We start from the raw sequence: 13,794 nt of genomic DNA on the forward strand, positions 1-13,794 counted from the left end.
TAGCCAGCAACAAATACCCGCAAGAGCGGCCCGCCGCGAGATGTGACCCTGATCATGCCGGGTCAGCCATTCGCCTGGAAGGGTAGCAGTCAGCACGGGCGCACCGGGTGTGAAGGAACTTTCCTAACGCCGTGGCGGCAGGAATGTTCCTCAATGGTGCATGGAACTAACGGGAAAGCACCTAAGGTCCGTTTTTCAGCTCGTATAGCAGCCCGGGGGGCTTGTTCAGGCGAACAGAAGAGGTGTCAGGGGCTACGGTCCGCTCTTGGCATCATCGACCTCCAACGCGTCCATTACAGGTGCCGGATCGCTCTTTTCGGAGCTCGGGCTCTGCACCCCGGACCCGGCGTTCTCGATCGCTTGCACGATAGCATCTTCGATGTTTCCGAGTTCGTCCTCCCTTACTTCACGCCCATAACCAGCCACCTCGGCATCTTGCTCGAATTGCTGAGCGAGCACCGCGACGCTGACTTCCTCTCGACCAGGAAGTGTGCCGACATTCTCCTGTAGCCAGTTTTGAAAAAACTCTCTGGTCGCGCTCATCTCAGACCACCCTTTCGCCAAACTAAGCGCGAGGGTGAGCCGAAGTTCCATGATGCGTTTACTTTCCCAGTGGCGCTGTACCCACAGCGTTGGGAGCCACGAGGTTTTTGCAGGCTTGATGAGGCACTGGCCTTTCTCTTCACGACTCGATTGGAGTTCACTCTTATTGCGCAGTGTGCATCCTGATTGCGTCCATTTCGACCCTGTGGAACAAGCTCGTTGAGTTGAAGTTAGGCCCGATGCCAAGCTTTTCGGGCGAACCAAGTTTTTCGGGCGAACAAGTTTTTGACGTTGCCATCGTCGGCGGCGGCCCCGCGGGGCTCGCTGCAGCCATGTATTTAGCCAGGTTTCTGCGTTCGGTGATCTCATTCGACGCGGGGAATGCGCGTGCCAAGCTCATCCCAAAATCCCGTAATTGTCCCGGCTTCCCCGACGGCATCAGCGGGGAAGAACTGCTCGGCCGCCTACGAGCCCAGGCACAGCTATACGGCGCGAGCCTTGTCCATGGTTGCGTAGGCCACGCCGAAAAACGCGAGGGGTTTTTTGTTCTGACGACCACCTGCGGGATTGTCCAAGCAAGGCGCGTGATTCTGGCAACGGGCATTGTGGACAAGGCAAGTCCCATTGAAAGACTGGAGGAGGCGATCGCAACCGGCATTGTCAGACTGTGCCCGGTTTGCGATGCATATGAGGCCCGGGGTAGCCGCATCGGCGTTGTTGGTCCGGAGCATCTCGCCGTCAGGGAGGCTCTGTTCCTGAAGGGATATGGCAGTCAGGTCGCCTTGCTCGCCAATAACCAGGATGATGTTTCCGAAGCTGCCCGCGGCGCCGCCTTGGCAGGCGGAGTTGAAATCTGGGACGCTGTCGATGACCTGATCCCTCGACGAACCGGGTTCGATGTCGTCATGGCCGAGGGCGCCCCGATGCGCAACATCGATGTGGTGTACCCTTCGATGGGCAGCGACGTACGCTCCGAACTCGCGGTTGCTCTGGGGGCTAACTGTGACGCAGAAGGCTATGTCCTGGTCAACCGACACCTTGAGACTTCAACGCCAGGACTCTATGCCATTGGCGACGTGGCCGAGGGGCTCAATCAAATTGCTGTTGCGTTCGGAGACGCCGCCAGGGCTGCAACTCACATTCATAACGACCTCCGCGATTGCGCCGAGCCGGCGACGAACTTCCGGCGAAGTTGACCTGCAGATGCGAACGCACCGTACCGGCTCACCTTTGGCTGCGTTGATGCCCGGAACCTGTTCCACCCGGCGTGAGACTACCGGCTTCGGCTTTGCTAGAGTTGTCCCAGGCGCAGCCGCTGGGTTGATGGACGGGCACGCGCTGGCGAACGGCTGGAGGAAGGAATGAAAATTCTCGTCACCGGCGCGTCAGGTCTGATTGGAGCCGCGCTTTGCGCGCGCCTGGCCGGCGAGAGACATGAAGTGGTTCGCGTGCTTCACCACGCAGACACTGGCGTCCACCCGGAGATCCCTACCGCTTTTGTGGATATGGCGCGGGCCTTGCGACCTCAGGACTGGACCCCCTATCTCGCCGGTGTGGACGCCGTCGTAAACTGTGCCGGGGTCCTGCAGGATAGTGCCCGGGAAAACACCCGGCATGTCCATTCTACCGGCGCCTCGGCTCTCTTCACCGCGTGTGAGCAAGCAGGTGTGAATAAGGTGATCCACTTTTCTGCCATCGGGGTCGATCGCCAGCAGCCGTCCGCCTTTTCCGCCAGCAAGCTCGCCGGCGATGAGGCACTGATGGCACGTAGCCTTGACTGGGTCATCCTGCGCCCCTCCGTAGTACTGGGAAGGCCGGCCTTCGGCGCAAGTGCACTTTTTCGCGGCCTCGCGGCGTTGCCGCTCTTGCCGTTGATGCCCGACACGGGCCGTCTCCAAGTCGTCCAACTCGATGACGTGATCTCCACCGTCCTGTTCTTCCTCAAACCCGGCAGCCCATCGCACCTCACGCTGGACCTGGCTGGGCCCGAGGCACTTTCGATGAGCGAGGTCGTGGGTCGCTATCGCCGCTGGTTCGGATGGAGCAGTGCTCGGGAGTTCATCTTGCCCAATTGGGCCGCAGCTATCTTGTACAGGTTCGGGGATGCCGCGGCTCAGCTGGGCTGGCGCCCGCCGATGCGCAGCAATGCAGCAAAAGAGATTGCCCGTGGCGCTGTCGGCGATCCCCAACCCTGGATGACGGCGACCGGCATTCAACCATCAAGTCTTACATCTGCACTGCGTTTAAATCCTGCGGCGGTGCAGGAGCGATGGTTCGCCGGTCTTTACTTCGTCAAGCCGGCGCTCTTTGTCATCTTGCCGCTCTTCTGGATCATGACGGGCATCATTTCCCTCACTGCCGGCTGGCGCAGCGGAGTTGATTTGCTGATTGGCACTGCTGCCGGCCCCTTGGCCGAACCGGCGGTAGTCGCCGGCGCGCTGGCTGACATCGCCGTCGGGGCGCTTATCGCCTGGCGCCCAACCAGCCGGCTTGGTCTTTTCGGCGCAATCGCGGTATCGCTTTTCTATGCGATCGCTGGGAGCATTCTGCGGCCGGATCTTTGGCTTGAGCCACTCGGGCCGTTGATCAAAATCCTCCCGATCCTCGTTCTGCATTTTGCAGCGCTGGCCATTCTGGAGGAACGCTGATGACGTACTTCGTGCTTAAATACCTGCACGTGATCGGCGCTGCTGTGCTGCTCGGAACTGGTGCCGGCATTGCTTTTTTCATGCTTTTGGCACACCGGACCGGGAATGCCGCGACGATCGCAGCCGTCGCCCGCATTGTCGTGCTGGCTGATTTCCTGTTCACGGCTACCGCCGTTATCGCACAACCTCTGACCGGACTGGGCCTCGCTAGGGTTGCGGGGTATTCGCTGTCCGAAGGATGGATCGTTCTCTCGATCCTGCTCTACATCTTGACGGGCCTGTTCTGGCTGCCTGTCGTGTGGATGCAGATCGAGATGCGAAATCTAGCCACACAGGCCGCACTCTCCAACCAACCTCCTCCCGAGCGCTACCATCAGCTGTTCAGACGCTGGTTTGTCTTCGGCTTCCCAGCTTTCGGCGCCGTGCTCGCCATTTTCTGGCTGATGATTGCGCGCCCGGCAATCGAGTGGTCATCGTTGTAGCTGCGATCGGCAAGCACTGCGCCGTGAATTCATCCGTCGCGCCTAGCTGGCTCGTGCCGGCGCGATGCACTGCGGTCGGGAACCACGGTCACTGCCGCGAGTTCTTTCGCATGGCCAATCATCCCGTCACCGGCGTGCTTACCTCAATCGGCACATTAACCTCCCGCCCCGCGGCATTCCTGATCCTGTTGGTCTACGCAATCCTTTGGATGATCTTCGAGCGACAGACCCTGGACTGGCATGGAGCGGCTACCTTGTTTACGTGGGCCATGACGCTGTTCATCCAGCGTGCCGAGCACCGCGACACTCAGGCCATTCACGCCAAACTGGATGAGATCCTGCGATCAGACCACAATGCCTCGAACATCACGCGGATCGACGATGAAGAGCCCGAGGAAATCGAAAAACACCGCCACCGCAGGCAGCAGGACGACTGATGAGCGGCGTTTTGGTTTCACGGCAGGACGAGTAGCGGGTTTCCGGCTTTTGACGCCTATCCAGCCCCGCCGCCTCCTGCGCTCAGGGCCAAGGCCTTCGATCCTTGCTGCGGCTGTGGTTCAGCGACGGAAGGATCGGAGCCCCTATTGTTCCACCGCATCCAGAAAAATTTGCCCGAGAACCAGGTCAGGCAAATCGGCCGGCTCGAAGTGCGTCATTCGCCCTTCTGGTTGCGCTCGACGAACTTGTTGAAACGGCTGGTTTGTCCGTCACCAGTCTTGGACTGGTAAAGAAAGGCCAGATCGTTCTCGTCGAATATGCGGAAGAACTCATCCCATTCGACCGGCTCGAATGCTTCCTCGGGTTTGCCGAAGTCGATCCGCAGGATGCCGCCCGCGCCTTTGGTGCGAACCACTGCCGGCCGTCCATCCCGCTCCTCCGCCCATTTGCGGATTTCGTCGTGATTGGTGGTCGTTTGCGACTGGGACATTGAAATCTCCTTTGATCATCGGCGTTGCCAACATCGGGCATCGTCGGGGCTGCCGGCGTCCTAACAGCACAAGGGCGGCAATGTTCCGGCACGGCGCGGCGAGCGCGATGTGGCTGCTTCCGAACGAAGCCGGCCAAAGGAACTTTGTTGAAGCCAAGGGAACAAACCTTTTGCCGAAAAGTTCGGGTCGCCAAGATTACCTGTCTGAGGAGTGGTCGTGAAACGGATATTGGTTACAGGGGGCTGCGGCTTCATCGGCCGGCATGTCGCCCAGGAACTCATCGAGCAGGATTATTCGGTTCGCATTTTGGATGTGCTGCTGGAGCAGGTGCACGCAGGCGAAACAGTCGCCCTTCCCGCCGGGGCCGAGCTGATCAAGGGCGACATTCGGGACCGGGAGGCGGTCGCCAAGGCGCTGGAAGGCGTTGACGCGGTCATTCATCTAGCCGCGGAAGTCGGCGTCGGACAGTCGATGTACGAGATCGCGCGCTATGTCGGCACCAACGATCTCGGCACCGCGACGCTGCTTGAGGCGCTGATCAAACACCCGGTCGAGCGCATTGTCGTCGCCTCATCGATGAGTGTCTATGGCGAGGGCCTCTATGCTACATCGGACGGCCGGCGCATCGACAATGCCCGGCGCAAGGCGAGCGACATCAAAAACGGACAGTGGAATCCGCTGTCGCCGGAAGGCGAACCCCTCTCCCCCCTGCCGACGGACGAGGAAAAGCCGGTCGATCTCGCCTCTATCTATGCACTGACGAAATACGCCCAGGAACGCGCCGTGCTGATCTTCGGCGAAGCCTATGGCATCGATGCGGTCGCGCTGCGCCTGTTCAACGTCTTCGGCGCCGGCCAGGCGTTATCGAACCCCTATACCGGCGTGTTGGCCAATTTTGCTTCGCGTCTCGCCAACGGCCAACGTCCAATGATCTTCGAGGATGGCGAACAGAAGCGCGATTTCGTCCATGTGGATGACGTCGCCCGCGCCTTTCGTCTTGCGCTGCAGCAACGCCAGGCAAGGGGTCACGTCATCAACATCGGCAGCGGCCGAGCCTATGCTATCAGCGACGTCGCGCGGGTACTTGCCGAGGCCATGGGAACGCCGGACCGCTCGCCAGAGTTGCTCGGCAAGGCGCGCTCCGGGGATATCCGCAACTGCTTCGCCGATATTTCCAAGGCCCGTGAGCTGCTCGGTTTCGAGCCGAGGCAACAACTGGAGAATTCGCTCGCCGATTTCGTTTCCTGGGTGCGCAACTCGTCCGCCATCGACCGCGGCGCCGACATGAAACGCGAGCTTGAAGAACGTGGGCTGGTGTCATGAATACGCGCAATCGACGCGACGCGCCCGTCGCCATTGTCGGCGGCAGCGGCTTCATAGGATCGAACCTGGCCGACAGCCTGTTGTCGGATGGCGATCCGGTGCTGGTGATCGACAATCTCAGCCGCCCCGGCGTCGAACAGAACCTTGAATGGCTGGCGCAGAAACACGGAAGCCGCCTCATGGTCGAAACGATTGACGTGCGCGACGCCAACGCGCTTGCGCCCGTTCTGAAGAGTTCCAAGGCGATCTTCCACCTGGCCGCGCAAACCGCCGTCACAACGAGCCTGGTCCAACCGGACGAGGATTTCGACATCAACCTTCGAGGAACGTTCAATGTCCTCGAGGCGGCGCGGCTGAGCAATGAGTTTGTTCCGGTGGTCTTCGCCAGCACCAACAAGGTCTATGGCAGCCTGCCCGACGTCGCGGTGCGCGAGGACGGCGATCGTTACCTGCCTTGCGACGGCATCATCCAAGCGAATGGCATCGACGAGACCCACGTCCTGGATTTCTGCACGCCCTATGGCTGCTCCAAAGGCGCGGCGGACCAATATGTGCTCGACTATGCCAAATCCTACGGCATGCCAACGGCGGTGCTGCGGATGAGCTGCATTTACGGGCCGCGCCAGTTCGGAACCGAGGATCAAGGCTGGGTCGCGCACTTCCTGCTGAGTGCGCTGACGGGACGTCCAATCACCATTTACGGCGACGGCAGACAAGTGCGCGACATACTGCATGTCTCCGATGCGGTCGCCGCCTACAGGGCCACGCTCGATCGTATCGAGACGACCAAAGGCCAGGCATTCAATCTTGGCGGCGGCCCCGATAATGCGATCAGCCTGCGCATGCTGTTGAGCGAGATCCGTAGCTTGACCGGCCGTGAGCTTTCGATCCGCCATGATGGCGAACGCACCGGCGATCAGCCCTTCTTCGTCGCCGACACCCGCAAGATCAAAGCGATGCTTGGCTGGAAAGCTCGTGTTTCATGGCGCGAAGGCATTCGCGATCTCGCAGACTGGCTGCAACAACACCGGCTCCAGCCTCGCCCCGAAGTCGTGAGGTACGTCGCATGAAAGTCGCCCTGGTAAACCCGTTCTGGACCTATGACGACAGCATTTATTTCGGCTGCCGCCAACCACATCTCCCGCTGGAACTCGGCTATTCGAAATCCCTGCTCGAAACAGCTGGCCATGAGGTGTTGATGCTGGATGGGCAATTGCAGAAGCTCGACAACTCGGACCTCTCCGAGCGTGTGGCTGATTTCGCGCCTGCAATGACGGTCGTCAGTACCGCCCCGACTTATCTGTTCTGGCGCTGCGCACCACCCGAGTTGCGCGTGCCGGCCGATTTCCTCAACCGTCTCGCCGGGCGCGGTGGACGCACAGTCGCGGTCGGGCCGCATGGCTCGGCTACGCCCGCGCCAACCTTGCGCAAGCTTGGGGTCGACATTGTTGTGCGCGGCGAATGCGAGGAAATCGTCGCGGAACTTGCCCGGCGCGACGCCTGGAGCGCGGTGCCCTCGACCGCTTATTTGCGGGATACCAAGGTGGTTTTGAACGGCGGCGTCCACGCCAGCTCGTTTGTCGATCATCCGCCACTCCAATGGCCATCAGACTGGATCGCTGCCCATTCGCATCACCATCACAGGTTCGATGACAATCAGGTTGGGTTCGGCGCGGAGGTCGAAGCATCGCGCGGCTGTCCCTACAATTGCAGCTTCTGCGCCAAGATCGATTTCCGCGATGCCTATCGCCGCCGAAACCACAAGGCGGTCATAGCGGAAATCGATCGGCTGATTGCCCAAGGCGTCGGCTACATTTATTTCATCGATGAAATCTTCCTGCCGCAAAAAGCGCTGTTGGAAGCGTTGATCCATCGCGACGTGAAGTTCGGTGTGCAGACCCGCATCGACCTTTGGAAACCCGAGCTGCTGGAACTGCTTGGTGCGGCTGGCTGCGTCTCCATCGAGGCCGGTCTCGAAAGCCTGACCGTGGAAGGTCGTGCGATGCTGGCGAAACGCTGCCGTCTGGGTACCGAGGAACTTGCCGCGCTGCTCGTCAATGCGAGGCGTCACGTTCCGTTCGTACAGGCCAATCTGATCGGCGTCGTCGAGGATGACCCTGCCCTTGTGGACTACTGGCGAACGCACCTCATCGACAACGGCGTGTGGGCCAATGAACCCGTACCGCTTTATCCATATCCGAGTTCGCCAAGCTATCGCGAGCTTTGGGGCGAACCCGACGACCTCGCCTGGGAGCGCGCCCATGATCACTATCTCGCATCATTCCAGAAGTTCAGCGACATCCAGGAAAGGCGCCCGCGTCCGCTGGCGGAACTGGAGGCGACATGTTGCGGACACTGACGCCGCGCTCGCGGCGCATCCTGATGACGGTCGACGCCGTGGGCGGCGTGTGGCGCTATGCGCTCGACCTGGCCAGGGAACTTGTCAACGGCGGCGATAGCGTGGTGCTTGCCGGCCTCGGTCCGCCACCGTCCAGGCAGCAGGCCGACGAGGCGGAGGCTTTCGCGAAGCTGATCTGGCTGAACACGCCGCCGGATTGGATGACCCGCAACGGCGGTGATCTCGACGCGCTGCCGCGGGAGTTGCATGCGCCCATGCGCGACCACGCCATCGACCTTGTCCATTTCAACGCGCCTTCGCAGGCGGCGGGATTCGACGCGCCGTGCCCGGTCGTGGTGGTCTCCCATTCCTGCGTGACGACTTGGTTCCATGCGGTGAGAGGACAGGCGGCGGATGGGGCATGGGCCTGGCAGAAGGAGCGCAACAGACGCGGCATGGATCGGGCCGACGCGGTCATCGCGCCGAGCCGCAGCCACGCCGACATGCTAGAGACCTGCTACGGCCCGATCGCGCGCTTGAGTGTGGTCAGAAATGGTGCCCGTCCTCTGCCGAATGCCGAAAAGCACCAACCGCTCGTGTTCGCTGCTGCCCGCTGGTGGGACGAGGGCAAAAATGCCGCGGTGGTCGACCAGGCGGCGTCCCTGACGCGATGGCCTCTGTTTGCCGCCGGGTCGACGAACGGCCCAAACGGCGAGCATGTCAGCTTCAGCCATGCTGTTCCTCTGGGAGCAGTGCCGTCCGACGAGGTGCGTTCGTTGATGGCTCGCGCCGGCGTTTTCGTATCGCCATCGCTCTACGAGCCATTCGGCCTGGCCGCGCTGGAAGCCGGCATGTCGGCTACGCCCCTGGTGCTTTCCGATATCGCCACCTATCGCGAACTATGGGACGGGGCCGCGATGTTCTTTGACGCGCGCGATCCGCACGATCTCGCTGCCTGCCTCAATCGTCTCTCCAGCGATGCCGAGCTCCGGCGAGAGCTTGGCCAGGCAGCCATCCGACGCAGCCGCAGGTTTAGGCTGACAAAACAGACAGCGGCCATGCGCGGCGTCTACGACAAAGCGGCCTTAGCGATGGCGGAGCGCTGATCATGCGCTTTGTGTTCTACACCCATTCGGTCGTTTCCGACTGGAATCATGGCAATGCCCATTTCCTGCGCGGCGTCATGCGAGAGCTGGTCCAGCGCCGGCATCAGGCGATTGCGCTGGAGCCGGCGGATGGCTGGAGCCGGTTGAATCTGCTGGCTGAGAAGGGGTCGTTCGCCATCGAACGCTTCCGCAAGGATTTCCCCGAACTGATGCCGGTGACCTACGATGCCGGATTTGATCATGAAGCCTGGATCGCTGAGGCCGACGTTGTGATCGTTCATGAGTGGACGGATCCGGAGCTTGTCGCACGTATTGGCCGTGCCCGGGCCGCCGGCGGCAACTTCATCCTTCTTTTTCATGACACCCACCACCGGGCCGTGTCGGCGACCGAGGCGCTCTCGGCGCTCCGGCTGGAGCACTATGACGGCGTTCTCGCCTTTGGCGAGACCTTGCGTGAGAGCTATTTGCGCGCCGGCTGGGGCAAGCGCGTCTTCACTTGGCATGAAGCCGCGGACGATCGCCTGTTCAAGCCGCACCCGGAGATCCGCCCCACCTCCGATCTGGTCTGGATCGGCAACTGGGGCGATGATGAGCGGACCGCCGAACTCAATGAGTTTCTGATCGAGCCGGTGCACGATCTCGGCCTTGATGCCGCTGTTCACGGCGTACGCTATCCCAAGACCGCACTTGCGGATCTGGCCACCGCAGGACTGCGCTATGAGGGGTGGATTGCCAATGCCGACGTGCCGAAGGCTTTCGCCGCGCATCGTGTCACCGTTCACATCCCACGGCGCCCCTATCGCGAGAGGTTGCCCGGAATCCCGACGATCCGCATGTTCGAGGCACTCGCCTGCGGCATTCCGCTGATTTCAGCGCCATGGTCCGATGTCGAGCAGCTTTTCAGGCCCGGTGTCGACTTCCTGTTTGCCGAGAATGGCTCGCAAATGCGGCAACAGCTTCGGACGGTGTTGTCCGACGAGGACTTTGCGGCCTCCCTGGTGACCTCGGGTCTCGAGACCATCCGCTCGCGGCACACCTGCCGCCACCGCGTCGACGAGTTGCTCGGCGTGCTCACGCAATGCGGGAACCGACACACCGCCGTCCCGACAGCCGCAAAGGAAGCCGTCGCATGAAGATCGCATTCTATGGATCGAGCCTTTTGTCGTCCTACTGGAACGGTGCCGCGACGTACTATCGCGGTTTGCTCAAGGCACTTTCGCAATTGGGTTACGAGATCACGTTCTACGAACCCGATGTCTACGACCGGCAGAAGAACCGCGACATCGAAGCTCCCGACTGGTGCACTGTCGTCGTTTACGAGGCGACCCAGCATGCGCTGATGCAGGTCGCGGCACGTGCCGCCGGCGCCGACATCGTCGTCAAGGCGAGTGGCGTCGGTTTCGAAGACGAGGCGCTGCTTCGCGCCGTTCTCGACCACGCCCGCAGCGACGCGCTTGTCGTATTCTGGGACGTGGATGCGCCAGCCACGCTTGCCCAGTTGCGCGACGAGCCGGACCACCCGCTCCATCGTGCACTGCAGGAGATCGACCTCGTGCTGACCTATGGTGGCGGCGATCCCGTTGTCTGGGCCTATCGTGCCATGGGCGCCAAGGAGTGCGTGCCCATCTACAATGCGCTCGATCCCGAAACGCACCATCCGGTCGCCAGCAAAGCGCATTTTGCCTGCGACCTGGCGTTCCTCGGAAACCGGCTGCCGGACCGTGAAGCGCGTGTCGAATCGTTTTTCCTCGATCCCGCCAGCCAGCTGCCGAAACAGCGTTTCCTGCTCGGAGGCTCGGGTTGGGGCGACAAGCCGCTCCCCACCAATGTAGGCTGGCTCGGCCATGTCCGCACCCGCGATCACAACGCCTTCAATGTCACCCCAAAAGCCGTGTTGAACATCAGCCGCGACAGCATGGCCGCCAACGGTTTTTCACCGGCCACGCGAGTGTTCGAGGCGGCCGGCGCGGGCGCCTGTCTCATCACGGATGCATGGCTGGGCGTGGAACTGTTCCTGAAACCAGGCGAGGAGATCCTGGTCGCGCGTGACGGCGGCGATGTCGCCGAAATAATGCGCTCGCTGACCCCCGGGCGGGCCAAGGCAATCGGCCAAGCCGCACTTCACCGCGTGCTGGCGGACCATACCTACGCGCTTCGGGCGGATGTGGCGGATGCCGTCTTCAAACGTCATTTCGAGCACGGGGCCGTGGAGGCAGCGGAATGACCAAGAAACTGGACATCGTCTTTCTCGGCCTGTCGCTGTCCTCATCCTGGGGAAACGGCCACGCCACGACTTTCCGGGGTCTTTTGAAAGGCTTGCACGGACTCGGTCACCGGGTGACTTTTCTGGAGCGCAACGTGCCCTGGTACGCCAATCACCGCGATCTGCGCGATCCGGAGTTCTGCGCCTTGCGCTACTACGAAACCACTGCGGAGCTGCAACGCGACTACGCACAGTGCCTGGAGCAGGCCGACATCATCGTCATCGGATCCTTTGTTCCAGAAGGACGCCAGGTCATCGACATCGTCGCCTCGCTTTGCAAGGGGCAGCTCTGCTTTTACGACATCGACACCCCGGTGACCCTGGCCAAGCTTTCAGCCGACGATTGCGATTATCTGAGTTCGCGGCAAATTCCGTATTTCGATGTCTATTTCTCCTTCACTGGCGGACCAACGCTCAACCATCTGGCGCAAGACTTCGGCGCGCGCCATGCCGAACCTCTCTATTGTTCGGTCGATCCAGAACGGCATCACCCGACAGGAGATCCGATCCGCTGGGATCTCGGCTATCTCGGCACGTACAGCATGGACCGGCAGACAACGCTGAACGCTCTGCTGCTCGAGCCCGCACGGCATATGCCGAACCTCCGTTTCGTCGTGGCCGGCTCCCAATATCCATCCGACATCATCTGGCCGGACAATGTCGAACGCATCGAACATTTGCCGCCAGCCGATCACGCCGCGTTCTATAGCCGTCAGCGCTACACGCTGAATGTCACACGCAGTTCCATGATCACCGCAGGATGGTCGCCCAGCGTGCGCCTGTTCGAAGCGGCGGCTTGCGGCACGCCCATCGTCAGCGACCACTGGCCAGGGCTCGACAGCTTCTTTCCCGCATCGGCGATCCACACCGCCGCGGAGACGGACGAAGTCATCGATATCCTCGTTGGCGAGTCCGAGCGCGCACGCCTGGCCATGGCCGGCCGGGCTCGCAAACTCGTCCTCGCTTCCCACACCGGTGGGGCCAGGGCTCGCGAATTCGTGGCGGCGCTGACCCAACCAAGGGCGACGGCCCTCGATCTCGACATTGGAAGTGCAGCATGAACGGCAGACAGGAGAAAACAGCGATGCGACAGACAAGAAAGGCGCACAGGGCAAAGACGGTGCTTGTTGCCGGCGGCGCGGGTTTCCTCGGTTCGCATCTTTGCGAAGTATTGCTCCGCAACGGCTGGCGCGTGATCTGCGTCGACAATTTTCTGACCGGGCGCATGGAAAACATCATCTCGATCATGGACCGGCCGGGTTTCCGGTTGATCGAGCAGGACATCTGCCGGCCACTGGATCTCGGCGAGCCCGTGGATCACATCTTCAACCTGGCCTGCGCCGCCTCACCGCCGCGTTATCAGGCCGACCCGATACACACCACGCGTACCTGCGTGATCGGAACCCTCAACCTGCTCGAACTCGCTGTCCGCAATGACGCGCGACTGCTGCAGGCCTCGACGAGCGAAGTGTATGGCGATCCGGAACAACACCCGCAAAGGGAGGACTACGTCGGTCATGTGAACTGCACCGGCCCACGCGCCTGCTACGACGAGGGCAAGCGCACCGCCGAAACGCTTTGCTTCGACTATCTAAGGGCCGGCAAGGCCGACGTCCGCGTCGCGCGCATCTTCAACACCTACGGTCCGAGAATGGATCCGGCCGACGGTCGCATCGTCTCGAATTTGATCATGCAGGCGCTCGAGAAGCGTCCGCTGACGATATTCGGCGACGGCCAGCAAACGCGATCCTTCTGCTATGTCTCCGACTTGATTGATGGATTGATGCGCCTGATGAACATCGACCCCAATCCGGGCAAGCCGGTCAATCTGGGCAATCCCGGAGAATTCACCATCGTGCGACTGGCGGCATTGGTGAAGGCGATGACCGGCACCAAGTCGGATCTGAAATTTCTGCCCCTGCCGCAAGACGATCCTCGGCGCAGGCAGCCTGATATTTCGCGTGCGAAAACGCTGCTCGGCTGGTCGCCGAGAGTGCCGCTCAACGAAGGGCTCAAGCTGACGATCGATTATTTCGCGGCGCTCGAAGGCACCGGCATCGGCGATCAGATGACAGGCCTTGCCAAAAGGAGACCCGCAGGCGGGCTGCAGAACCTTCCTGCATGACGTGGGCCGCGGCCGGACCTGCCCGGAGATCGTGCGG

At 61.5% G+C, this 13,794-nt stretch carries 14 protein-coding genes; 12 read left to right on the top strand and 2 right to left on the bottom strand.

The genetic code is table 11. From position 1 onward, the window contains the following. Window positions 1-252: 252 nt before the first annotated feature. Window positions 253-594 (bottom strand): hypothetical protein, encoded by a 342-nt coding sequence (locus ACYG9V_RS25965; protein WP_352763258.1) that lies wholly within the window; start codon window positions 592-594, stop codon window positions 253-255. A gap of 188 nt (window positions 595-782) precedes the next feature. On the opposite strand from ACYG9V_RS25965, the gene ACYG9V_RS25970 reads away from it, so the two are divergent. The 4 genes from ACYG9V_RS25970 (at window position 783) to ACYG9V_RS25985 (ending at window position 4,110) form a co-directional block, all read left to right on the top strand. Further along, the gene (locus tag ACYG9V_RS25970) at window positions 783-1,739 is read left to right on the top strand and encodes an NAD(P)/FAD-dependent oxidoreductase (protein WP_352763260.1); all 957 of its coding nucleotides are present in this window, start codon (window positions 783-785) and stop codon (window positions 1,737-1,739) included. A gap of 165 nt (window positions 1,740-1,904) precedes the next feature. Beyond that, window positions 1,905-3,191, top strand: coding sequence for an SDR family oxidoreductase (locus ACYG9V_RS25975; protein ID WP_352763262.1), 1,287 nt, complete (start codon window positions 1,905-1,907; stop codon window positions 3,189-3,191). Continuing rightward, window positions 3,191-3,673, top strand: coding sequence for a DUF2269 family protein (locus tag ACYG9V_RS25980; protein WP_023741841.1), 483 nt, complete (start codon window positions 3,191-3,193; stop codon window positions 3,671-3,673). The genes ACYG9V_RS25975 and ACYG9V_RS25980 overlap by 1 nt, the downstream gene beginning before the upstream one ends. A gap of 110 nt (window positions 3,674-3,783) precedes the next feature. Further along, window positions 3,784-4,110 carry a low affinity iron permease family protein gene (locus ACYG9V_RS25985; RefSeq protein WP_023681103.1) on the top strand — a complete coding sequence of 109 codons (327 nt, stop codon included), beginning with the start codon at window positions 3,784-3,786 and terminating at the stop codon, window positions 4,108-4,110. A 215-nt stretch (window positions 4,111-4,325) separates the two neighbouring features. Here the strand turns inward: ACYG9V_RS25985 and ACYG9V_RS25990 are convergent, their stop codons facing one another. Next, on the bottom strand, window positions 4,326-4,601 hold the full coding sequence (locus ACYG9V_RS25990; protein WP_023667991.1) for a hypothetical protein: 276 nt from the start codon (window positions 4,599-4,601) through the stop codon (window positions 4,326-4,328). 217 nt (window positions 4,602-4,818) lie between these two features. On the opposite strand from ACYG9V_RS25990, the gene ACYG9V_RS25995 reads away from it, so the two are divergent. Genes ACYG9V_RS25995 through ACYG9V_RS26030 form a run of 8 tightly spaced genes read left to right on the top strand, consistent with a single transcriptional unit; the run spans window position 4,819 to window position 13,757 of the window. Beyond that, a complete protein-coding gene (locus tag ACYG9V_RS25995) occupies window positions 4,819-5,925 on the top strand; it encodes an NAD-dependent epimerase/dehydratase family protein (RefSeq protein ID WP_023681102.1) in 1,107 nt (368 codons plus the stop codon). After that, complete coding sequence (locus ACYG9V_RS26000) at window positions 5,922-6,995, top strand: GDP-mannose 4,6-dehydratase (protein WP_352763264.1); 1,074 nt, start codon at window positions 5,922-5,924, stop codon at window positions 6,993-6,995. Before ACYG9V_RS25995 ends, ACYG9V_RS26000 begins: the two co-directional genes overlap by 4 nt. Then, on the top strand, window positions 6,992-8,284 hold the full coding sequence (locus ACYG9V_RS26005) for a TIGR04295 family B12-binding domain-containing radical SAM protein (protein WP_352763266.1): 1,293 nt from the start codon (window positions 6,992-6,994) through the stop codon (window positions 8,282-8,284). Before ACYG9V_RS26000 ends, ACYG9V_RS26005 begins: the two co-directional genes overlap by 4 nt. After that, entirely contained in the window at window positions 8,269-9,369 is a 1,101-nt protein-coding gene (locus tag ACYG9V_RS26010; protein ID WP_352763269.1) for a glycosyltransferase family 4 protein, read from the top strand. The genes ACYG9V_RS26005 and ACYG9V_RS26010 overlap by 16 nt, the downstream gene beginning before the upstream one ends. Window positions 9,370-9,371: 2 nt before the next feature. Then, window positions 9,372-10,502 (top strand): CgeB family protein, encoded by a 1,131-nt coding sequence (locus ACYG9V_RS26015; RefSeq protein WP_352626565.1) that lies wholly within the window; start codon window positions 9,372-9,374, stop codon window positions 10,500-10,502. Continuing rightward, the gene (locus ACYG9V_RS26020; protein WP_352626563.1) at window positions 10,499-11,593 is read left to right on the top strand and encodes a CgeB family protein; all 1,095 of its coding nucleotides are present in this window, start codon (window positions 10,499-10,501) and stop codon (window positions 11,591-11,593) included. Before ACYG9V_RS26015 ends, ACYG9V_RS26020 begins: the two co-directional genes overlap by 4 nt. Next, complete coding sequence (locus ACYG9V_RS26025) at window positions 11,590-12,693, top strand: CgeB family protein (protein ID WP_023725529.1); 1,104 nt, start codon at window positions 11,590-11,592, stop codon at window positions 12,691-12,693. The genes ACYG9V_RS26020 and ACYG9V_RS26025 overlap by 4 nt, the downstream gene beginning before the upstream one ends. A gap of 23 nt (window positions 12,694-12,716) precedes the next feature. Then, window positions 12,717-13,757 carry a UDP-glucuronic acid decarboxylase family protein gene (locus ACYG9V_RS26030; protein WP_023681096.1) on the top strand — a complete coding sequence of 347 codons (1,041 nt, stop codon included), beginning with the start codon at window positions 12,717-12,719 and terminating at the stop codon, window positions 13,755-13,757. Window positions 13,758-13,794: the final 37 nt, after the last annotated feature.

This window comes from Mesorhizobium sp. W016, assembly GCF_054719485.1.